At 68.9% G+C, this 19,955-nt stretch carries 20 protein-coding genes; 12 read left to right on the top strand and 8 right to left on the bottom strand.

Annotation, left to right across the window (positions count from 1 at the left end; genetic code table 11):
* Window positions 1-50: 50 nt before the first annotated feature.
* Entirely contained in the window at window positions 51-1,028 is a 978-nt protein-coding gene (ku, locus tag AC4H2S_RS06405) for a non-homologous end joining protein Ku (protein WP_491496141.1), read from the bottom strand.
* A 92-nt stretch (window positions 1,029-1,120) separates the two neighbouring features.
* Here ku and ligD (AC4H2S_RS06410) point away from each other — a divergent pair, with 92 nt between their 5' ends.
* From ligD (AC4H2S_RS06410) to AC4H2S_RS06425, 4 genes are all read left to right on the top strand, one after another.
* Window positions 1,121-2,053 carry a non-homologous end-joining DNA ligase gene (gene ligD / locus AC4H2S_RS06410; protein ID WP_491496743.1) on the top strand — a complete coding sequence of 311 codons (933 nt, stop codon included), beginning with the start codon at window positions 1,121-1,123 and terminating at the stop codon, window positions 2,051-2,053.
* Entirely contained in the window at window positions 2,050-2,952 is a 903-nt protein-coding gene (gene ligD / locus AC4H2S_RS06415) for a non-homologous end-joining DNA ligase (RefSeq protein ID WP_491496142.1), read from the top strand. The genes ligD (AC4H2S_RS06410) and ligD (AC4H2S_RS06415) overlap by 4 nt, the downstream gene beginning before the upstream one ends.
* 77 nt (window positions 2,953-3,029) lie before the next feature.
* Window positions 3,030-3,722, top strand: coding sequence for a response regulator transcription factor (locus AC4H2S_RS06420; RefSeq protein ID WP_491496143.1), 693 nt, complete (start codon window positions 3,030-3,032; stop codon window positions 3,720-3,722).
* A 22-nt stretch (window positions 3,723-3,744) separates the two neighbouring features.
* Window positions 3,745-4,935, top strand: a complete 1,191-nt coding sequence (locus AC4H2S_RS06425) for an NAD(P)/FAD-dependent oxidoreductase (RefSeq protein WP_491496144.1) — start codon at window positions 3,745-3,747, stop codon at window positions 4,933-4,935.
* Window positions 4,936-4,979: 44 nt separating this feature from the next.
* Here AC4H2S_RS06425 and AC4H2S_RS06430 read toward each other — a convergent pair whose 3' ends face one another.
* From AC4H2S_RS06430 to AC4H2S_RS06440, 3 genes are all read right to left on the bottom strand, one after another.
* Complete coding sequence (locus tag AC4H2S_RS06430; protein WP_491496145.1) at window positions 4,980-5,486, bottom strand: DUF1269 domain-containing protein; 507 nt, start codon at window positions 5,484-5,486, stop codon at window positions 4,980-4,982.
* Window positions 5,487-5,675: 189 nt separating this feature from the next.
* On the bottom strand, window positions 5,676-6,083 hold the full coding sequence (locus AC4H2S_RS06435) for a DUF3224 domain-containing protein (protein ID WP_491496146.1): 408 nt from the start codon (window positions 6,081-6,083) through the stop codon (window positions 5,676-5,678).
* A gap of 62 nt (window positions 6,084-6,145) precedes the next feature.
* Complete coding sequence (locus AC4H2S_RS06440) at window positions 6,146-6,292, bottom strand: hypothetical protein (protein ID WP_491496147.1); 147 nt, start codon at window positions 6,290-6,292, stop codon at window positions 6,146-6,148.
* Between the two features lie 190 nt (window positions 6,293-6,482).
* Between AC4H2S_RS06440 and AC4H2S_RS06445 the strand changes: the two genes are divergently transcribed.
* From AC4H2S_RS06445 to AC4H2S_RS06470, 6 genes are all read left to right on the top strand, one after another.
* Window positions 6,483-6,839 (top strand): YciI family protein, encoded by a 357-nt coding sequence (locus AC4H2S_RS06445; protein WP_491496148.1) that lies wholly within the window; start codon window positions 6,483-6,485, stop codon window positions 6,837-6,839.
* On the top strand, window positions 6,836-8,089 hold the full coding sequence (locus AC4H2S_RS06450; protein ID WP_491496149.1) for an RNA polymerase sigma factor: 1,254 nt from the start codon (window positions 6,836-6,838) through the stop codon (window positions 8,087-8,089). The genes AC4H2S_RS06445 and AC4H2S_RS06450 overlap by 4 nt, the downstream gene beginning before the upstream one ends.
* A gap of 488 nt (window positions 8,090-8,577) precedes the next feature.
* Entirely contained in the window at window positions 8,578-8,895 is a 318-nt protein-coding gene (locus AC4H2S_RS06455; protein ID WP_491496150.1) for a hypothetical protein, read from the top strand.
* The gene (locus AC4H2S_RS06460; RefSeq protein WP_491496151.1) at window positions 8,892-9,470 is read left to right on the top strand and encodes a hypothetical protein; all 579 of its coding nucleotides are present in this window, start codon (window positions 8,892-8,894) and stop codon (window positions 9,468-9,470) included. Before AC4H2S_RS06455 ends, AC4H2S_RS06460 begins: the two co-directional genes overlap by 4 nt.
* 62 nt (window positions 9,471-9,532) lie before the next feature.
* Window positions 9,533-11,554, top strand: coding sequence for an ATP-binding protein (locus AC4H2S_RS06465; protein ID WP_491496152.1), 2,022 nt, complete (start codon window positions 9,533-9,535; stop codon window positions 11,552-11,554).
* 495 nt (window positions 11,555-12,049) lie between these two features.
* Window positions 12,050-12,325 (top strand): HNH endonuclease, encoded by a 276-nt coding sequence (locus AC4H2S_RS06470; RefSeq protein ID WP_491496744.1) that lies wholly within the window; start codon window positions 12,050-12,052, stop codon window positions 12,323-12,325.
* A gap of 1,181 nt (window positions 12,326-13,506) precedes the next feature.
* On the opposite strand, the gene AC4H2S_RS06475 is transcribed toward AC4H2S_RS06470, so the two are convergent.
* From AC4H2S_RS06475 to AC4H2S_RS06490, 4 genes are all read right to left on the bottom strand, one after another.
* A complete protein-coding gene (locus tag AC4H2S_RS06475) occupies window positions 13,507-14,313 on the bottom strand; it encodes a hypothetical protein (RefSeq protein WP_491496153.1) in 807 nt (268 codons plus the stop codon).
* 46 nt (window positions 14,314-14,359) lie between these two features.
* Window positions 14,360-14,650 carry a hypothetical protein gene (locus tag AC4H2S_RS06480; RefSeq protein ID WP_491496154.1) on the bottom strand — a complete coding sequence of 97 codons (291 nt, stop codon included), beginning with the start codon at window positions 14,648-14,650 and terminating at the stop codon, window positions 14,360-14,362.
* An 81-nt stretch (window positions 14,651-14,731) separates the two neighbouring features.
* Entirely contained in the window at window positions 14,732-15,664 is a 933-nt protein-coding gene (locus AC4H2S_RS06485; RefSeq protein ID WP_491496155.1) for a hypothetical protein, read from the bottom strand.
* Between the two features lie 934 nt (window positions 15,665-16,598).
* The gene (locus AC4H2S_RS06490; protein ID WP_491496156.1) at window positions 16,599-18,269 is read right to left on the bottom strand and encodes a recombinase family protein; all 1,671 of its coding nucleotides are present in this window, start codon (window positions 18,267-18,269) and stop codon (window positions 16,599-16,601) included.
* 38 nt (window positions 18,270-18,307) lie between these two features.
* Between AC4H2S_RS06490 and AC4H2S_RS06495 the strand changes: the two genes are divergently transcribed.
* Both AC4H2S_RS06495 and AC4H2S_RS06500 read left to right on the top strand, forming a co-directional pair.
* The gene (locus tag AC4H2S_RS06495; RefSeq protein ID WP_491496745.1) at window positions 18,308-18,715 is read left to right on the top strand and encodes a hypothetical protein; all 408 of its coding nucleotides are present in this window, start codon (window positions 18,308-18,310) and stop codon (window positions 18,713-18,715) included.
* A 13-nt stretch (window positions 18,716-18,728) separates the two neighbouring features.
* On the top strand, window positions 18,729-19,865 hold the full coding sequence (locus AC4H2S_RS06500; RefSeq protein ID WP_491496157.1) for a hypothetical protein: 1,137 nt from the start codon (window positions 18,729-18,731) through the stop codon (window positions 19,863-19,865).
* Window positions 19,866-19,955: the final 90 nt, after the last annotated feature.

The following is a 19,955-nucleotide window of genomic DNA, read 5'->3' on the forward strand; positions in this document are numbered from 1 at the left end:
CCTCCAGCCCTCCAGCCCTCCGGGCCTCTGGCCGGGAGGGGAGGGCGGGCTCAGCTGGCCTTCTTGGCCTGCTTCTTCGCCGCGGTCTTCTTGGTGGCGGTCTTCTTGGCCGTGGACTTCTTCGCAGCGGCCTTCTTGGCGGGCGTCTTCTTGGCCGTGGACTTCTTCGCGGTGCTCTTCCTCGCCGGCTTCTCGTCCTCGGAGTCGGAGTCGGAGTCGTCGGACGCGTCGTCGGTGTCCTCGCCGCGGGCGCTCTTGGCGGCGGCGACCGACTTCTGCAGCGCGGCCAGCAGGTCGACGACCTCGCCGGAGGTCTTGGTGGAGGTCTCGGTGCGCTTGATCTCGCCGCCCTCGATCTTCGACTTCACGAGTGCCTCGACGGCGCCGGCGTAGTCGTCCTCGAACTCGGTGGCGTCGAAGTCGCCCGACAGCGTCTCGACGAGCATGTGGGCCATCTTGACCTCCTGCGGCTTGGCGTCGTCGACCTCGACCTTGAAGTCGGGGACGCGCACCTCGTCGGGCCACATCATGGTCTGGAGCACGATGACCTCGCCGGCCTCGGTCTCGCGCACCCGCAGCACCGCGATGGTGGTGCGCTGGCGCAGCGCGACGGTCACCACCGCCATCCGGTCGGCGTCCTTGAGCGCCTGGCGCAGCAGGGCGTAGGGCTTGGCGCCGGCGCCCTCGGGCTCGAGGTAGTAGGACTTCTCGAACAGCAGCGGGTCGATCTGCTCGCGCGGCACGAACTTCTCCACCGCGATCTCGCGCGACGACGTCGACGGCAGCTCGGCCATGTCGTCGTCGGTGAGGATGACCATCTCGCCGTCCTCGGTCTCGTAGCCCTTGGCGATGTCGGCGTAGGCCACCTCCTCGCCGTCGAGGGAGCAGACCCGCTGGTACTTGATCCGGCCGCCGTCCTTGGCGTGCACCTGCCGGAAGGACACGTCGTGGCTCTCCGTGGCGGCGTAGAGCTTGACCGGGACACTGACCAGGCCGAAGGAGACGGCACCCTTCCAGATCGCACGCATGGACCGACGATAGCCGCCGCCACTGACGGTCGTCTCCCCTCGGAGGGTGCCGTCGGCGCGCGCCCGGATGCCAGACTGCACCCGTGCGCCCGATGCTCGCCAGCAAGACCGACCGCGTGCCCGCGGGGGCCGAGTGGCTGCACGAGGTCAAGTGGGACGGCGTGCGCGTGCTCGTCGACGTCCGCGACGGCGTCGTGCGGATGACCAGCCGCAACGACAACGACGTCACCCCAGCCTGGCCCGACCTGGCCGTCTCGCCGCTCGGCGACCGCGACCTGCTCGTCGACGGCGAGGTGATCGCCCTCAACGAGCGCGGCGTGCCGGACTTCCGGGTGCTCCAGCACCGCATGCACGTGCGCAACACCAGGGAGGCGGCCCGCCTCGTGACGGCGGTGCCGGCAACGCTGATGGTCTTCGACCTACTCCGCCTCGACGGCGACGACCTCACGTCCCGGCCGCTGGAGGAGCGGCGCGCGCTGCTCGAGGGACTGCCACTGGCCGAGTCGGCGTGGCAGGTCCCGGCGGCGTACGACGACGGCGACATGCTCGTCGAGGCCACCTTGCAGCAGGGGCTGGAGGGGGTGGTGAGCAAGCGCCGCTCCTCGCGCTACCGCTTCGGCGCCCGCAGCGAGGACTGGCGCAAGCTCGCCCACCGCCACCGCGGGTCGTTCGTCGTCGGCGGCTGGCGCCCCCAGGTCGGCACGACGGACCGCCTGGCGGCGCTGCTCGTCGGCGAGCAGACGCCCGACGGCCTGCTCTACCGCGGGCGCGTGGGCAGCGGCATCGCCGGCTCCACCAGCGCCCGCCTCGCCGACCTGCTCGCCCCGCTCGCGACCGGGGCGTCGCCGTTCGCCGACGAGGTGCCGCGGGTCGACGCGGCCGGCACGTTCTGGGTGGAGCCGCGGGTCGTGGTGGACATCGACACCCACGGGCTGGGCTATGACCGGCTGCGCCAGCCGTCGTTCCAGGGCGTGCGCGACGACGTGACGCCCGAGGACCTCGCGCGAGGGGAGCGGCAAGCATGAGCGAGGTGCAGGTCGACGTCGAGGGCCGCACGCTCAGCATCAGCAACCTCGACAAGGTGCTCTACCCGCGCACCGGCACGACGAAGGGCGAGGTGCTCAACTACTACGCCCAGGTCTCGCCGGTCCTGCTGCCGCACCTGCGCGACCGCGCCGTCACCCGCATCCGCTGGCCGCACGGCGTGGAGGGCTCGAGCTTCTTCGAGAAGAACGCGCCCTCCGGCACGCCGTCGTGGGTGCGCACCCACGAGGTGCCGACGACGGGCTCGCGCTCGGGCAAGGGCGACGGCACCATCCGCTTCCCGATCTGCGACGACCTCGCCACCCTCACCTGGCTGGCCAACCTCGCCGCCCTCGAGCTGCACGTGCACCAGTGGACCGTCGACGCGAGGGGCAGGCCGCGCCACCCCGACCGGCTCGTCATCGACCTCGACCCCGGCGAGCCGGCCGGGCTCCACGAGTGCGCGCAGGTGGCGCTGCTGGTGCGCGACGCGCTGGCCGAGCGCGACCTCGGCTGCACGCCCGTCCTCAGCGGCAGCAAGGGGCTGCACCTGTACGCCCCGCTGCCCACCGGGCGCGGCAGCCTCGACAGCGACGGCACGACGGCGCTGGCCAGGGAGGTCGCCGAGGAGCTGATGAAGGAGCACCCCGAGCAGGTCACGAGCGTGATGACCAAGGCCAGGCGGCCGGGCAAGGTCTTCCTCGACTGGTCGCAGAACTCCGGCTCCAAGACCACCATCTCGCCCTACTCGCTGCGCGGCCGGGAGCAGCCGACCGTCGCGGCGCCGCTGACCTGGGAGGAGGTCGAGGAGGGCGCCGCGGACGACCTCGCGCTCGAGCAGCTGACGATGGACCAGGTGCTCCGGCGGGTGGCCGAGCTGGGCGACGTCTTCGAGGCCTGACAGCCCTAGGGGTGGACGCCCGCAACGAGCAGCCCATTAGCCGCACGGAGTCCGGGAACGGCATCTATGCTCTCGCCATGGCCCATGACGTGCTGGTGGTGGAGGACGAGGAAGACATCGCCGTCCCCCTCATGCGCACGCTCGAGCGGGAGGGCTACGAGGTCAACCGCGTGTCGGTGGGCTCGGAGGCCGTGTCGTTCGCCGTCGCCGAGGGGCCGGCGGTCGTGATCCTCGACCTGGGCCTGCCCGACATGGACGGCATCGACGTGTGCCGCCAGATGCGCTCGGGCGGCTACCTCGGCGGCATCATCATGGTGACCGCCCGCGCCGGCGAGCTCGACCGCGTCGTCGGGCTCGACGTCGGCGCCGACGACTACCTCGCCAAGCCGTTCGGCCTCGCCGAGCTCCTCGCGCGGGTGCGCGCCCTGCTGCGCCGAAGCGGCGGCACGCAGGCGCACGACGACACGACCGTCACCACCTCCTCGGGCCTGCGCATCGACGCGGGCTCGCGCCGGGTGCACCTGGGCGAGCGCGAGATCGCGCTGACCGCCAAGGAGTTCGACGTGCTCGCCGTCCTCGCCGCCCACCACGACAAGGTCGTGGCGCGGGAGACGCTGATGAACGAGGTGTGGGACCAGAACTGGTACGGCTCGACCAAGACCCTCGACGTCACCATCGGGCGCCTGCGCAGCAAGCTCGAGGCCGCCGCTGCCAGCGAGAAGGTCGTCGCGATCCGCGGGGTCGGCTTCCGCCTCGAGACCGGCACCTGACACCGCGGGCTAGCGTGGCAGCGTGCCCGACACCCCGCAGCACCACGACGTCCTGATCGTCGGCGGCGGCAACGCCGGAATCTCGCTCGCCGCCCGGCTGCTGCGCGACGGCGCCCCGGACGTCGCCGTGGTCGAGTCCCGCGCCGTGCACCGCTACCGCCCGCTCCTCAACTACGTCGGCGGCGGCGAGGCGAGCATGGCGTCGCTGTCCCGCCCGGCGGAGGACGTCGTGCCCGTCGGCTGCACGAGCCTGCGCGACGAGGTCGTGGCGGTCGACCCGTCCGGGCCGTCGGTCGAGACCCGCTCGGGTCGCCGCCTCACCGGCAGGACGCTGGTCGTGTGCCCCGGCCTCGACGAGGACTGGGACGCCACCCCGGGCCTGCGCGAGGCGTACGCCGCCGGGTGGGCCGCCTCGACGTTCGACGACGACACCGCCGCGCGGGTCTGGCCGGCCCTGCGGGGGCTGCGGTCGGGGCGCGTCGTGTTCACCGTCCCGCCCGAGCCTGCGCCCTGCGCCGCGACCGCGCTCAAGCCGCTCTTCATGGCTTGCGACCACTGGCGCCGTGCCGGCGTGCTGCACGACGTGGACGTGCACCTGGTGCTGCCCGACCGCACGCCGCTCGGCCTCGACGGGCCGGACGCCACCCTCGAGGAGGCGCTGGTGTCGTACGGCGTGAGCGTCCACCGCGAGTCGGTCGTCTCCCGGCTCCACGACGGCCGCGTCACGCTGGCCACGCCGACGGGGGAGGAGCTGCTCGACGACGTCGCCGTCGCGCACGTCGTGCCCCACTACCGCGCGCCCGGCTGGGTGCTCGCCACCGGGCTCGCCGGCTCGCACCCCGCGGGCCTGGTCGACGTCGACCCGCTCACGATGCGCCACCGCCGCTTCCCCGACGTGTGGTCGCTCGGCGACGTCGCCGACCTGCGGACCCGGCCGTCCGGGGGAGCCCTGCGCGAGCAGGTGGCGGTCCTGGCGCCCAACATCCTCGCCGCCCGGACGGGGCGCCCGCTGGCCCACTACGACGGCTACACCGTCATGCCGATCACGACCGCGCGGCGCCGGCTGATGCTCGTCGAGGTCGACCGCGACGGCCGACCGCGGCCGAGCGTGCCGTTCCCCGACCTCACCGTGCCACGCGCGGTGACGTGGTGGGTCGACCGGTACGCCCTGCCGCAGGTCTACTGGCGCCGCATCCTGCGCGGCCGCGTCTGAGGCGACGCGGCCGCGTGCGCCAGGTGCTCCAGGCGCTCAGGCGCTCAGGCGTCCTGGTGGTCGTCGTTGACGGCTGCGCGCAGCCGTGCCTCCTCCTCGGCGGACAGGTTGGTCTCGATCAGCTCACCGTGGATGCCCTCGTCGCGCAGGGAGCTGTGGACCCGGTCGACCACGGCGTCCTGGCTGAGCACGAAGAGGGCCGAGGTGCCCGGCGTGACCTTCTCGCGGACGTCCTTGATGAACTTGTCGTCGATGCCGATGTCGGTCAGGGCGCCGATGAGGGCGCCGGTGGCGGCGCCGACGGCGAGGCCGATCAGCGGGATGAAGAAGATGATCCCGAAGAGCAGGCCCCAGAACATCCCACCCAGCAGTCCCGGGCCCCACAGGTCGTTGGCCTGGCGCGTCCGGGGCCGCTTCTTCCCCTCCGGCCACGACACCGTGGCGGCGTCGAGCACCGTGATGAGCTCCTGGCGCTGGAGCTTGAACAGCGCCTGCTCGGCCTGTTGGGCGCCTTCTGGGGTGTCGAACTTCCACACGGTCAATGTGGCCATGTCTGCTCCTCCGAGGTCAGTGCAGCGTGAGACGGCCACGGGGCGTGGTCGCCGTTCGACGCTATGGCCGGCCGGCCTGCACCTAACAGGGGCGAACGACACGGGTCCTCATGCCCGGTGCCCGTCCGTGCACTCCCGGGGGAGGACGTACGTCAAGGGCATCGTCCGGCCCAGGGTCAGCGCCCGGCGCTACGCGAGGTCGTACGACAGCCAGATCCGGTGCACGCCGGCCTCGTCGACGGTGATCCCGCCGGAGCCGGAGATCTCGGCGAGCTCCCCGGAGCCGCTGGACGGCACGATGACGAGGAGCTCCGCGGTGCGGTCACTGCCCGAGGTGGTGGCCGAGTGGACGAAGTTGAAGGCTCCGCTCCGCTCGCCCAGTGATCCCTCGAACGCCTCCACCGCGGCATAGGTGCCGACACCGGTCGTCTCGTCGAAGACGGAGGTGAAGACGGTGGCCGAGCGACCCGAGAGCTCACCCTCGAACTGCTTCTGCATCACGGCCACCCCGATCGGGAGCCGCGCCGTGATCGCCGGCTCAGGGCTGATCGTGGCGGGCACGAACTCCGCCACCGTGAAGGTCGCCTCAGCGCGCATGGCGCGAGACTAGTGTGGTGGCTGCCGGGCACGCACGTGCTTTCCGTCGGCTGGTGCGGCGGTCACCGCGATGCGTCGCGTCGCAGGACGACACGCCACCACCGGCGGCGGGCGAGCCTCGTGCGTTCGGCGTGCTCGGCTGCGCGGATGTGGTCCTGCGCGACGGCGAGGAACATCTCGGGGTAGGCATCGCGGATCGGCGGCATCATGGGTGCTCCTTCGGGTCGTCCGGATCCTCTGTCGCCGGAACCGGGTCTACTGGTCCGACGAAGACCCAGGCGCCCGGATCGACAGGCTGGCCGACGACCTGTCGATCCGACTCGGGGACCTGTCGATCGAGGCGCCGGCGGTTCGTCGTAGGAGTAGACAGACCCGGGAGAGCACGAGAGGACGCGCGCGATGGCGAAGTACATGATCCTGATCTACGGCGACCAGCAGCAGTGGGACGCGATGACGCCCGAGGAGCACGAGGCTCTCTACGCGGCGCACGCGGCCTTCGCCGCGTCAGCGGGGCCCCGGATCCTCGACAGCGCCGAGCTCCAGCCCCCACCCATGTCGACGACGGTGCGCTCGGATGCCGGCGGTCGGATCGTCACCACGGACGGGCCCTTCCTCGAGACCAAGGAGGTCCTCGGCGGCTACTACGTGCTCGAGGCCGCCGACCTCGACGAGGTGCTTGCACTGGTCCCCGGGCTGCAGGAGGTGCATGCCCACCACAGCGGCGTCGAGATCCGGCCGCTGGTGGACCACGGATGAGCGATGAGGTCCTCGCTGCGGTCGCCGACGCGCACCGCAGCGACTGGGCCAAGATCCTCGCGACCACGGCCCGGGTGACGGGGGACCTCGGCCTCGCGGAGGAGTGCACGCAGGACGCCTACGCGCGGGCACTGGAGACGTGGCCCCAGTCGGGCGTTCCGTCACGGCCGGCCGCATGGCTGACGCAGGTCGCCCGCAACCGGGCGCTCGACACCGTGCGACGCGACTCCGTGTGGCGGCGTTCGCTGCCGCAGCTGGTGCAGAGCGCGTCGGTGCCGGGCCCGGAGGACGGTCTCGACGACGACCGTCTGCGGCTCATCTTCACCTGCTGCCACCCTGCGCTCGCTCGCGAGGCACAGGTCGCGCTGACGCTGCGGCTGGTCTGTGGGATGTCCACCGTCGAGGTGGCCCGTGCCTTCCTCGTGCAGGAGTCGACGATGGCCGCGCGGATCACCCGGGCGAAGAAGAAGATCGCGGTGGCCGCGATCCCCTACCGGGTGCCGACCCCCGACCACCTGCCCCAACGCGTCGGAGCCATCCTCGAGGTGGTGCACCTGATCTTCACCACCGGGCACACAGCGCCCGTCGGGACCCAGCTGGTGCGTCGTGACCTGGTCGACAGCGCCCTCGGTCTCGCCAGGTTGCTGCGCACGCTGATGCCGAACGACGCGGACGTCGCGGCCCTGCTTGCCCTCTTCCTCGTCAACGACGCGCGGCGTTCGACACGGGTGGACCCCGCGGGCCGTCTCCGCGTCCTGGCCGAGCAGGATCGCTCGCAGTGGGACCGGGCCGCGATCGGGGAGGGCACGCGCCTGCTAAGCACAGCGCTGCGGGGTGGTCCGCCGTCGCGCTACGCCCTGGAGGCAGCCGTCGCCGCGGTCCACGCCGAGGCTCCGACGTGGGAGGCGACGGACTGGGGGGAGATCGTCGACCTCTACGACATCATGCGTCGCCGCTTCCCCTCCGTCGTCGTCGAGCTCAACCGCGCCGTGGCTGTCGGCCTCCGTGACGGTCCTCGAGCCGGGCTCGAGGCACTGCAGCCGCTGATGGACGAGCCCGCGCTGGCGACGTACGGCGGATACCTCAGCGCGGCGCGCGCCGACTTCCTCCTGCGACTCGGCCGCCACCGCGAGGCGATCGAGGCGTACGAAGCGGCGTTGGAGCGCACCGGCAACGAGGCGGAGCGTCAGTTCCTCGCCACTCGTCTCGACGAGGCGCGGCACGGCCGCAGGACCGCTCAGGGTCGGTGACGTCCCTGCTCTCCACAGATTGGTCCAGACCTCTGTCTTGCGCCCGGTCCCGGTGGGTAGCGTCCGGGGTGCCGGCAACCTTCTCGGGATGGGGGCACCACCACGACGCTGGCGCGTCCAGGACGCGCAGCGCGAGCCGGGGGTCGTGCGCCGCTTGGGTCAACCTGTCACCAGTCCGTGCAGCAGACCCGAACACCGTCGGCGGAATCGACCTGGCGGATTCTCCTGCAGCTGACCGTCCAGCACCGTGCGGTCCGTCACCACGGTGACAGCGTCGAAGACCTCGTCGTTCTTCTCGTCGTTTAGGCGCGCGAGGCGGTGCGCGGTCCACGCGATCGAGTCGGCCTTCGGACCGTCCCTGCTCTCCACAGATTGGTCCAGACCTCTGTTTTGTGTCCGGTCCCGATGGGTAGCGTCCGGGGTGCCGGCAACCTTCTCGGGATGGGGGCACCACCATGACGCTGGCGCGTCCAGTCACCGCAGACAGCATGGTCGAGGCCCTTGACGCCCGCGTGCGCGAGCAGGTGCGGCGCGAGGGTGTGGACCCACAGCGTGAGCCGGGGGTCGTGCGCCGCATCGCCGAGGACGTCGTACGCGCCCACGACGAGCTCAGCCTCACTGGCGCGGTCGCTCCGCTCGCCGACGACCGCGGCGTGGTCGGCGAGCTGGTCGCGCGGGTCTCCGGCTTCGGCCCGCTCCAGCCCTATCTCGACGACCCGGAGGTCGAGGAGGTTAGTACGAATCCACCACGACAGTCGCGCACTGCTCCGGGACGTCGTCAGACGGCCCTACTCTTTGTCTCGTGAACTGGTGGCAAACGCTCTTGGTAGCCGTCGTCGCCCCTTCTGTGACTGCGGGAGCGTTGTTGTGGCAGACCCGCATCAACAACGCCCGCGACGATCGTCGGCGATCCGATGAAGCAAGAGAACGCGAGCGGGATCGAGAAGCCAGCGCGGCGCATGAAGCCGTGGTTCGTCGACACGGTCTCCGTGATCACTGGCGCGAGGAGCGCAAGGAGGCGCACGCGGCCTACCTGGCGGCTCTCGAATCCGCAAACGGTGTCTACCGCAAGCAACTCATGCATATGTCGGATGGTCAGATCGCCGGGCTTCAGGACGAGGACCTTGCGCGAGTCCGCGAAGCCCTAGCGGCCGTACAGATGCTGAGCCTGCCTACCACTCGACGCCGAGCGGAGGCCGCGTTCCAGGCGCTCACAGACGCCGACGCGAGCGTCTTCATCTACGACGTCCTGCGCTCGGAGTCCGACACGCCTGAGGACGCCCTACGGAGGTCAGAGGCCGAGGGATCAAGGAACACACTGCGGTCGGCTCACGATGCCTACCTTGATGCCGTGCGCGCTGAACTCGGCACAGCTGACTAGGTTCAGCACTCGAACCTGGTCGTCTGCCGCCTGACGTCTGTGGTCTGTGTGAGACTGCGCTCGTGTCCTCACGTCTGACGGTCTCGGTCCAGCAGGACCACCTAGAGCGGCTCATCGAGGGTCCTCAGGTGGGATTGGCCGAGATCATCTGGAACGCGTTGGATGCTGACGCCAGGAACGTTGTCATCACAACCGAGGAGAACGAAGCGGGCGGCCTCGACGCGGTCGTCGTTGCGGACGACGGGACCGGCATCACGCCGGAGCGGGCGAGAATGGCCTTCGGGCAACTCGGCGGGTCGTGGAAGAAGACGGCGACTGCAACCGACGGCGGTCGTGCAGTACATGGGCGCCTCGGACAAGGCCGCTGGGCCGCCTACGGCCTCGGCGAGATTGTGCGGTGGGACTCAGTCGCGGTTGGAGTCGAGGGACGCCAGCGCATCTCTATCGCGGGACGACGCGGGTCGCTCCGGGAGTTCGTGATTTCAGACCCACAGGCCGTGGAGGACGACGTCCCGCTCGGGACCAAGGTGACGACCGAGAATCTCTCGGAGCGAGCGGCGGCGGACCTCGCGAAGCCGCGCGTTCTCGCGGATCTGACGGCAACGTTCGCCCTGTATCTCCAGCAATACCCTGTCTCGATCTACTGGCAGGGCTCGAAATTGGACCCAGCCGCGCTTCAGCATCGGACGACGTATCACGATCTCGACGTCGAGGGCCTCGTCGACCAGGTGCGACTGACGATCATTGAGTGGAACACTCCGGTTGATCGCGCCCTGCACTTGTGCGACGAAGACGGCGTCGCTCTCGGACAGATTCCGCCTCGGATCCATGCGCCCGGCTTCGAGTTCACTGCCTACCTCTCGTGGAAGGGCTTTAAGGACAACTACTCTCAGATCCTGCTGGGCGAGATGGCCGAAGAGCCGTTCCCAGCCGTCCTGGAATCAGCCAGAGATGCCCTCAGGACGCACTTCAAGGACCGGGCGGCCCAACGTGGCGCGGAACTTATGCGGGCGTGGAAGGCGGACAACACCTACCCCTACAGGCAAGAACCGACCGACGCCGTCGAGCGCGCTGAGCGCGATCTGTTCGAGGTTGTCGCGGTGGCCGCCGCGCCGGTCGTGGAAGACGCCGAGCCGAGATCGCGTGCGTTCTCCCTGAGACTTCTCCGGGAAGCGCTAGAGACGAGCCCCGACACGCTGCATGAGGTGCTTCAGGAGGTCTTGGTCCTGCCCGAGGACAGGCGCGAGGAACTCCGAGTGCTTCTAGAGCGGACGACCCTGAGCGCGATCATCTCCTCGGCCCGTGCGATCACGGACCGTCTCGACTTTCTGGTCGGACTCGAAGAGATCGTCTTCGACGCGGAGTTGCGGAAGCACGTCAAGGAGCGGAGCCAACTGCACCGCATCCTCGCCACTGAGACGTGGCTCTTCCGAGAGGAGTACGCGCTTACGGCGGACGACCAAACCCTAACCACGGCGCTCCGGTCTCACATCGACCTGCTCGGGCGCGATGACCTCGCGCCGGAAGATGTCGAGGAAGAGGTGCTCGACCAGGACGGCAGGCGTGCGGTCGTCGACCTGATGTTGAGTCGAGTGATCGAACAGCACGCCGGGCATCGCGAGCACATAGTCATTGAACTGAAGCGGCCGACCGTTCATGTTGGGCTCGAACAGTTCTCACAGATCCAGCGCTATGCAACGGCGGTATCGCGTGACGGGCGTTTTGCAGGTACAGATACCCGCTGGGAGTTCTGGATCGTCGGGGACACGATCGATGAGTCGGTCCAAATGATGGCGCAACAGAACAATCGCGAGCCCGGCGTTGTCGTCGACACGGACGCGTTCGTCGTCCGGGTCGTGACTTGGGCATCGGTGATCCAGGAGGCTCGGCACCGGCTTCAGTTCGTCCGCCGCTCGCTCAACTACGCCAGCGCCACGGCGCACGGCATGGACTACTTGCAACGGACTCACGGCCGATATCTTCCCGAGGCGGCACGGCTCGGGTGGGCCGAAGCCTCGGGCGATGAAGACTCGGAGGCGGAGACCATTCTCGGTCAGCCAACTGCCGGGGAGGTCACGCAGTAGGCGTGCAAACGACGAAGAGCCTCGCTTCGCCGGGCATGCTCCGGAGAAACGAGGCTCTTCGCCTGCGCGGGCGCGTCGACGCCACCTAGGGTCACCTTGGACATTAGGAACTACTGAGAAGGAACGCGGTTCATGCCAACTTGGGTAGAGGACATCGTTGATGCGCTAGAGAGGCTCAATGGATCCGGGACTCTTGCTCAGATCTATGGAGAAGTGCAGGGGCGCCGCTCCAATCTGCCCCCATCCTGGCAGGACATCATCCGACGCACTATCCAGGATCGCTCTTCGGACTCAACCGGGTTCAAGCGCGGCGACGACCTGTTTTTCTCCGTCTCAGGCGTTGGTCAGGGCATTTGGGGCCTTCGACGGATGGCTGATCCGGTACCCGTTGCTGTCGACATCGAACCTCCGCCAGGCAACCCTGCTCCCGGACGGACGCAGGTCAGTACGTATCGGATCCTCCGCGACACAGAGATGGCGCGGGCAATCAAGGTCATGCACCGCCACGAGTGCCAGCTCTGCGGTAGCACCCTGTCTGTTCCGCACCGAGGTACCAACTACTCAGAAGCACACCACGTCATTCCGCTCGGGCGCGGACACGGCGGGCCAGACGTGCCGGGGAACGTCATTGTGTTGTGCCCAAATCACCACGCGCTCTGCGACATGGGGGCGATCCCCTTGATGCGATCGGGGATCACCGAGATTCCGGGCCACAGGATTGATCAGAAGAGTCTGGACTACCACAACGCGAGTATCTTCGGCCGTGTGTAACCACGGGGTCTACCCGGCCTTGCTGGCAGGGTCGGGGACGACGCCCCTGTTCGGTAGGTTGCCGTCTCCAGCCAGGAGGGGCGGCAATGACTAAAGAGCAACGGCGCGTCACGTTTCAAGAGATTTCCGGCGTGAGGCGTGGTGCGAGCGCACTGGTCGGGATGTCCGGCCTCATCAGTGGAGGAGTCGCGGTCTTCGAGAGCGCGAATCAGGCAGGCACGGTGGGTCTGCTTACCGTGGGCGGACTCTCGGGCCTCATAGCGCTTGTAGGCAAGGTTCCGCTCCGCTGGGTTATGGGCGGAGCGGAAGTCGACATGACTTACGACGAGACTGTGGATACCGCCGACGCTCTGGCGGACATGCTTGCTCCCGAACAACTTGAGGAACTAAGCCGGCGGCTGCTCGCTTCGGCTCCATCGCATAACACGCCACCGTCGACAACCCAACTGCGGCTCGCATCGACAATCGAGCGGGCGTCGGAGGCAGAGCGTGAGGGCCACGCTCGGATGACGCGCCTCGCAAATCTTCTGCCGGAGGGCTGGACATACACGCGGGGCCAGACGTTCAGAGTTCTTGATTCGACCACGCCGGGCTTACCTCGGACGATTGTGCCGGATGGGGTCATGCGCTCGCCGGATGGAATCAGAATCGGAGTGGACTTCAAGGCATGGGGGGACGATGTCAGCCAATCACGCCTGCTAAATGCATGGCAGAGAGGTCGACAGGCTGTCTCTCACACCGATATGGACGCAATGCTAGTGGTTGGTGATTCACGTGAGCCACGAGACAACTTTCCGCGACCAAGGTCCATGGATCGCGACGGGAAGGCGGTTGTCGGCTTCGCAACCTTCGGTGATTCGCGACTTGCCATGCAAGAAGAACTCGAGCGTCTGCGCCGGGCCGTACTTTCACTCCGTACGGATGGGACAATGTCCTAGCCCCGACTCATGGTCGCGTTGCCAGCCCCCGACGCGAAGCACTGTGGATGGCGCAGTCGGTGTGTGTAATGACGCTATGGCCGAGGGGTGTCAGGGCGGTCGGGGTGGGGGACCTCCCCCTCCCCGAATGAGCCGAGGTCGCGCTCGACGTCGCCGCGTAAACGACGGAGCGCGACCTCGGCCGCGTGACCGGGCAGACCGGGACGCACTTCGCGGTCTCGATCTCCCGTTGCCCGGTCAGGACTAGTAGACGTAGCGGCGTCGGCCCTCGATCGGCTCACCCTCACGCCCGGCCGCCATGTGCTCGGCGTTGGCGCGGCGGGTCTCGGCGTCAGCGAGGACGAACGTTGCGCCAGCCCGGGCGGCCAGCGCGTACCACGGCGCCGTCTTGAAGCCGAGGGCGTTGGCGTTGTCCGGGAGGACGATGCCCTTCAGCGCGTGGGCGATCTTCTCGACGTCGCGGTCCTCTACGTCGAGTGCGGCGAGTCTCCGCCAGTCGCCCCGGCCGATGCTGCCTGCCTCACCTCCGACCCCCGCGAACGGAGCCAGCGCGAAGACGACCTCGTCGAGCCGACCCGCCGCCTTCTTGCTCTCCGCATACGCCTCGAAGGTCGCCGGGGTCAGCGTGTCGATCGAGGGGGTCGAGAGTGGCACGGCGGACGCGTGAGCGTTGAGGGCGGCGAGGTCGTCCGCGAGCGCGTCGCGGAAGAGATCGACGATCGTCTCGGCGTGCTCGCGGATCTTCTCGACGCGGATCGACTCGACGATCTCGGAAGCGCGGCGGCGAACGCCGACGGTCGCCTCCGCGCGAGCGACCGCGTCGAGGGCCTCGGCAGTGACCTTCGCTCGCCGAGACTCAGGCAGGAGGATCGCCTCGGCGATTGCGAAGGCGGCCGTCGCCTTGACCTCGTCGCGGGCGGGCGGGAAGACGGGCTCGGCGTCGACCACGGCGACGACTGGCTTCGGCAGGTCGACGTCGAAGCGGTCGGCGGCGGCGGTCAGGGACTTGATCGCCGAGCGAGCGGAAGCGGGATTAGACAGGTCGGTCATGAGGGGTGGGTGTCCTTCGGGTGAGGGCGTGTAATCGGGGAGGGGGTCATGCGTCGGGCAGCGTCGTCGAACGGGAGGCCGCAAGCGCCGAGGCGAAGACGTCGGCGAACCCGGCGCGCTTCGCGGCCTCGTCGGCGCGCTCGGTCGCTTCGGCCTCGTGGAGGCGGATCGCTCGCAACTCGGCGCCGTTGTGCAGGTCGGCCGCGAGGGCGCGTCGACGGGCGCCGGGGTCGAGGGCGTCGTGTGGCAGTGCGCGGGCCTCGTCGAGGAGACGCTCGACGCGCTCGCGGGCGGCGGTGAGCGCCTCAGCGGCTCGCCGAAGGTCGTCATGGGACACGGGCGGGGTTCCTTTCAGGGAGAGGCGCATACACGGGCCTGCGGCCCTTCGGTGCGCCGGGTGGGCACACGGGCGCCGGGGTCACGCGCGCACGTCGACGAGAGAGGCCAGGGGGTCGGCGTACGGCGTCGGTGCGGCGATCTCGGCCGCCACGGCGGCGATCCCGGCGCGCTCCTCATCGAGGAGCATCCGGGCGGCTCGGTCGAGGATCGCGCGAGCGGTAGCGGTGTTCTGCGGGTTCACGATGTAGGTCACTCCTCGGTTGGTGCGCGTACGTGCGTCGTCGCCGAGGGAGGTCCTCAGGACGTAGTCAAAGATGCGGGGGCCGGGCTCGGTGATCTCGCGGCCGTCGGAGAGCGTCTCTCCCGCGTCGCGCCACTCGTCGAGCACCTCGAGGGCCTCGGCGTGCAGATCCACGAGCCGGTATCGGCCGGGCGTCGGCGGCTCCTCCGGATCGAGCCACACGCCGAGGTAGAGACGCGAGGAAGCTTCGTCGTCTGCCTTGCGGCGGGCGCGAGCGTCGCGGAGCACTTTCGCGTGCGGCTTGGCCGGACGTAGCCGCGTACGGCTCTCGCGGGTCGACTCGGCGGGCGGAGTCGGGAGGTCGTCACGGAGGGCGCGGAGGACGAGGAGGAGGTACTCCTCGAAGCCAACCGACGGAACCGAGGCGGCTCGTATCAGGTCGACGTACGGGCCGAGCGCGTCCGAGCGTGCGGGAAGCGCACGAAGCGCCTCGCGGAGATCGGCGGCGAGGTCCATCAGGTCGATCGGCGTCGGCGCCTCGGTCGAGCCGCGAGGGCGCGTCAGGAGGTTCCGGCCGCGACGGAAGGCGTCGACGCCGGGAAGGTCGACGAGCCGGGCTACGTCGCGAGGCGCGGGCAGATCGACGGCGATCCGAGTCCCGTCGTCGTCGAGGTAGAAGCGGGCCGAGCGGTCGAACCGGTCGCGTCCGGCGCGGAGGCGCGGGCGGTGGGCGGCGAGTGCGGCAGAGTCGAGGGTGAGGCGAGAGGTCACGGAGAGGCTTTCGGTCAGAGGGGCGGGGTCGTGTCGTCGAGAGGCCGCGCGGGGTCAGTGCGCGGTGGTCGGTTGGGGCGTGCATTGGGTCGAGGCCCCTCGACGGGCGCTAGTGCCAGCCGAGGAGCCTCGTCCTCAACACGACGGAGACCGGGGTGACCAAGCCCCGGCGTCCTCCCCTTTCGTCCCACAACCGCTCTCAGGTGTTGCGGGACGTAAGTCGGTACGGGCCTAGTCCTCGGCGGGCGCCAGTACGGCGCCGAGCGCGGCGAGGAGTGCGGCGCTCGCCTTCGCCTCGGCGAGGAGAGGAGCGAGTGCCGAGGCCGCCTCACGGGCGGCGAGGCGTTGGCGCGCGGCAAGTGCGCGGCACGAGGCGGCGCAGTAGACACGAGGGCGGCCGACGTCTGAGCGCTGCTCGACGGGGCTCCCACATGCGGGGCAGGGATGCGGCACTTTGGCCTCCTCTCGTGAGTTGCGTTTTGCGTTACTAGGGCGAGCGGAAGCCCCGGCCGGATCCGTTCGGATCGACCGGGGCGAGAAGCCCCGCCCGGGCTCGTGCCCACTAGGGGACGTATGAGGAGTCCGCCAGCACGGCCCGATTGCTCACCTGCGGCCGGGGGTTCTCACCATCCGGACCACTCTGTCCCAGGGGGCGGCTCGCCTCGTGGACGGAGGGCATCAGGAGTGACGGAAGGCGAGAGGTGGCGACCCCTGTGCCGATCTCGGTCTCTACCCATATAGAGAGAGGGATCAGTCCCTATGAAAAACACTAGAGATCACGTGTGAAGTCGTCACCTCTCGCCTTCCGTCACTTCGGCCTCCGCTCCTCGGCGATCGGGATGCGCCCCCGGCCCGGCGACGCCGTGTGAACGACGAGTGCCTCCGGCCGGGGCGCTCGGCGGGAGGCACTCGAAGGCTCGACGGGTCTCGTTGACTACTCGACCCATCCGAACGTGAGGCGGTCAGACGGTATGAACCGAGCGCCGCGCTTGGGCGCAGGAGAGACGAACACGGCCTCGATCGCGAGGCGGAGGAGGTCTCGCGCCTCAGCGATCGGCGCTTGTGAGATCGCCGGTAGCGACAGTTCGGGGTCGAGCAACGCCCCGAGGTTTGCCTCGGGCGCCGGGAGATCGGCCATGCGCTCACGCAATGACGACAGGCGACGAGCAAGTGCGGCGGTGACGCGCTCGTGCCGATCGGCGTCGAGAATCCCGCGCTCGTAGTGGTCGGCGTCTGCCTTCGCAAGCCGCGCGTTCGTGTCGTCGATCTCGGCAGCGAGTTCTGCTCTCTCGGCGAGGGGGGCCGGATCGAACTTCTCTAGCCAGCGATCCCCGATCCGATCGAGCACGGCGTCGTCCGGTTCGAGCGCTGCAAGCCGCTTCGACCATGCGCGCCGGACCGCGTTGTCGAGGACCTCGACACGAACGCTGACGGGCGCGGCACAGTCCGATCCGTCGGCGAACGTCCGCTTGCATCGGTAAGACTCGCCGAAGGTCGTCAGAGATCGGCGGCACGTAGCGCACCGGGCGACGAGACCTAGGAGGCTCTTCGGCTGCCTCACCGGGCGACGGCCGCGTCCCCACTGTCGTAGGCGGCCGTCCATCACGGTCAGTAGCCGAGCCTGCTCTCCCTCGGTTGCGATTGGCTCGAAGCCTTCGGCCATGAGGGAGACGTGCTCGCCGGTCGCCGGGTCGCGGTAGGCCCGGATCTCTCGATCGGTGGGCGAGACCATTTCGGTCATGAGGCCCGCGAGGGTCGGCGAGCGGAGCGCCACGGACAGAGTCGAGGGCCTCCACATGGGCGGGCCTTGCTGTTCCTGCTTCGCGCTGAGCGAGCCCTCCGCCTTCCGGCGATGCCACGTGGCGGCACGGCGAGACGGGATGCCGCGAGCGTTCCAGTCGCGCGCGACGACGAGGAGGCTCTCGCCCTCCATCACACGTCGCACGAGTTCCCTCATGAGGTCGAACTCGCTCACGCTGCGACCGTTGGCCGTGTCGACGAGGGCGGTGTTCGGGCGGAGGCGTCGGTCGGCGTCGACGACGTAACCGAGCGGCGGGCTGCTGCCGAGGTAGCGACCGGCCGCGCGGTCGGCCGCCTTGCGGGACCGGACGCGAAGGGAAGTGTTCGAGGACTCCGATCGCGCGATCTCCGAGATCGTCAGGATCACAATGCGCGCGGACGGGTGCGTCGTGTCGAGGCCGTCCTTCAGAAACACGAGCCGTCCGCTCACCCCTTCGAGGTCGTCGAGGATCGTGCCGACGTGTCCCGCTCCACGGCGAGAGAGGCGGTCGAGTTTCCATACGGCAAGCGTCGAGACCTCACCCGAGAGGGCTGCCCTGACGGCGGAGTCGAAGCCGTCGCGACGAACGTCCTTCTTGAAGCCGGAGCGGCCGTAGTCGCTCCACACCGTGCGGACGGTGAGGCCCTCGCGCCGCGCCCAATCGCGGAGATCGGCCTCCTGCCGTTCGAGAGAGTCGGCGGCGTCGTCGGCGTTCGAGAGGCGGACGTACAGGTCGACGAGCGCGTCTTTGGGGGAGGTCATGCCGGAGGAGTCCGCCAGCGGGTAGCGGGCTGCTCGCGAGAGATTGTGGGATCGGTTGCTCATGCGAGGAGGTCTGGATCAACGACCCCAGCCGGGTCTTCATCGCCCGCCGGGGCCGTCACGAGCTGACCAACCTGCGCCTCGACGCGGCACAGGTCGACGAGCTCGTCGAGCGGATGCTGAAGTCGAGCGGGCGCCGCCTCGACATCTCCACCCCCTTCGTCGACGCGATGCTGCCCGAGGGCCACCGCCTCCACGTCGTCCTGGAGGGCATCACGCGCGGGTTCACCGCGGTCAACATCCGCAAGTTCCTGCTGCGGGCGCACCGGCTGTCCGACCTCGTGGCGCTCGGCAGCCTCACGCCGCAGGCCGCTCGCTTCCTCGAGGCGTCGGTGCGCGCGGGGATGAACATCCTCGTCGCCGGAGGCACCCAGGCCGGCAACCCGAGCAATGGTCAAGACACCCCCGCTGGCCGGGGTCGAGCCAGTCTGCTGGGATGGCAGTCCTAACGGAGGGAATCACATGCCAGATCCGAAGCCGCTCGCGTTCGTCATCATGCCGTTCGACGCGGACTTTGCAGACGTCTACTCACAACTTATTCAGGCACCCCTCGAGGCTGCCGGATTCGAAGTACGACGCGCAGACACTCTGCTCAATCAACGAAGCGTTTTGGCGGACGTCATCCGGGGGATTGCCGACGCGGCTTTAGTTGTGGCGGACGTTAGCGGGCTCAATGCCAATGTGATGTACGAATTGGGTCTGGCTCACGCCTTGGGCAAGCGCACGGTGATGCTGACTCGCGATATCGAGGAACTTCCGTTCGACTTGCGGCCCTACCGTGCGAACCCGTACTCGACCCGTTTCAACGAAGCCGAGAAGATCGCGGCGACCCTCAAAGAAGTCGGCGATGCGGTTATGGCTGGTACGGCGCAGTTCAGCAACCCTGTGCAGGACTTCGCGCCCGACGCCCTTGTCGCGTCAAGCCAAGTGAACGAGTCGCCTCGGCCACGAGAGGTGGCGGCTCGAGAGACCGGTCCGTCCCCGGCTTCGGGTCAGGTCGACGACGAGGAGCCTGAGCCTGGTCTGATGGAGTACGCCGTGAATCTCCACACGGGCAGCGAGCGCACGATTGAAGTGATGGACCGAATTGGTCAGGCCACTACGTACGTCGGCGACCAGATTCAATCTCACACTGAGCAACTGGAGCGAGCTCGCAAGAATCTTGGGGACAAGGGTGCGGGCGTCTATCTCAAGATCATGCGTGACGCCGCCAAGGACCTCGACGATTATTCAGACTCTCTGGCGCCTGCGAACGAGGAGTATCGAAAGCACCTCATGTCATTCGCTGAGGCCGTGACAGGAATAGCCCGTACCCGCACGGTGGAAACTGAGGAAGAGCGGCAGTCGCTGGAGGATGATATCGCTGCGGTTAGATCCGCGGAGGACGCTTTGGTCGATGCGTACTTCAGCGTGACCGAGTTCGCGGAAACGCTCCTCGCGTTACCGCACATGGATCGAGTGCTGACCCAGGCGGCGCGCCGTGCGGCGACATTGGTCAGTGACACTGCCGCCATCACGGAGAGGGCTCAGTCTGAATACTCCCGCGCACGCGTCCTCCTGGAGGGCCGCTTGCCGCGCGAAGCGCGGCACTTGACTTGAAATAGCAACACAACTCGTCGGGGCGGCAACCAACAGCTGGCGGCGTTCTCGGGTCCGCAGGGGCCCCGCGCGGGACGTTTTTGCCGCGCG

The sequence above is a fragment of the Nocardioides sp. Z13_37 genome (assembly GCF_058355585.1).

What these genes read in the sequence shown, in the direction of transcription:
- ku (WP_491496141.1), bottom strand. Translation starts at nt 1,028, where the DNA reads ATGCGTGCGATCTGGAAGGGTGCCGTCTCCTTCGGCCTGGTCAGTGTC.
- ligD (WP_491496743.1), top strand. Translation starts at nt 1,121, where the DNA reads ATGCTCGCCAGCAAGACCGACCGCGTGCCCGCGGGGGCCGAGTGGCTG.
- ligD (WP_491496142.1), top strand. Translation starts at nt 2,050, where the DNA reads ATGAGCGAGGTGCAGGTCGACGTCGAGGGCCGCACGCTCAGCATCAGC.
- AC4H2S_RS06420 (WP_491496143.1), top strand. Translation starts at nt 3,030, where the DNA reads ATGGCCCATGACGTGCTGGTGGTGGAGGACGAGGAAGACATCGCCGTC.
- AC4H2S_RS06430 (WP_491496145.1), bottom strand. Translation starts at nt 5,486, where the DNA reads ATGGCCACATTGACCGTGTGGAAGTTCGACACCCCAGAAGGCGCCCAA.
- AC4H2S_RS06435 (WP_491496146.1), bottom strand. Translation starts at nt 6,083, where the DNA reads ATGCGCGCTGAGGCGACCTTCACGGTGGCGGAGTTCGTGCCCGCCACG.
- AC4H2S_RS06440 (WP_491496147.1), bottom strand. Translation starts at nt 6,292, where the DNA reads ATGATGCCGCCGATCCGCGATGCCTACCCCGAGATGTTCCTCGCCGTC.
- AC4H2S_RS06445 (WP_491496148.1), top strand. Translation starts at nt 6,483, where the DNA reads ATGGCGAAGTACATGATCCTGATCTACGGCGACCAGCAGCAGTGGGAC.
- AC4H2S_RS06450 (WP_491496149.1), top strand. Translation starts at nt 6,836, where the DNA reads ATGAGCGATGAGGTCCTCGCTGCGGTCGCCGACGCGCACCGCAGCGAC.
- AC4H2S_RS06455 (WP_491496150.1), top strand. Translation starts at nt 8,578, where the DNA reads ATGGTCGAGGCCCTTGACGCCCGCGTGCGCGAGCAGGTGCGGCGCGAG.
- AC4H2S_RS06470 (WP_491496744.1), top strand. Translation starts at nt 12,050, where the DNA reads ATGCACCGCCACGAGTGCCAGCTCTGCGGTAGCACCCTGTCTGTTCCG.
- AC4H2S_RS06475 (WP_491496153.1), bottom strand. Translation starts at nt 14,313, where the DNA reads ATGACCGACCTGTCTAATCCCGCTTCCGCTCGCTCGGCGATCAAGTCC.
- AC4H2S_RS06490 (WP_491496156.1), bottom strand. Translation starts at nt 18,269, where the DNA reads ATGAGCAACCGATCCCACAATCTCTCGCGAGCAGCCCGCTACCCGCTG.
- AC4H2S_RS06500 (WP_491496157.1), top strand. Translation starts at nt 18,729, where the DNA reads ATGCCAGATCCGAAGCCGCTCGCGTTCGTCATCATGCCGTTCGACGCG.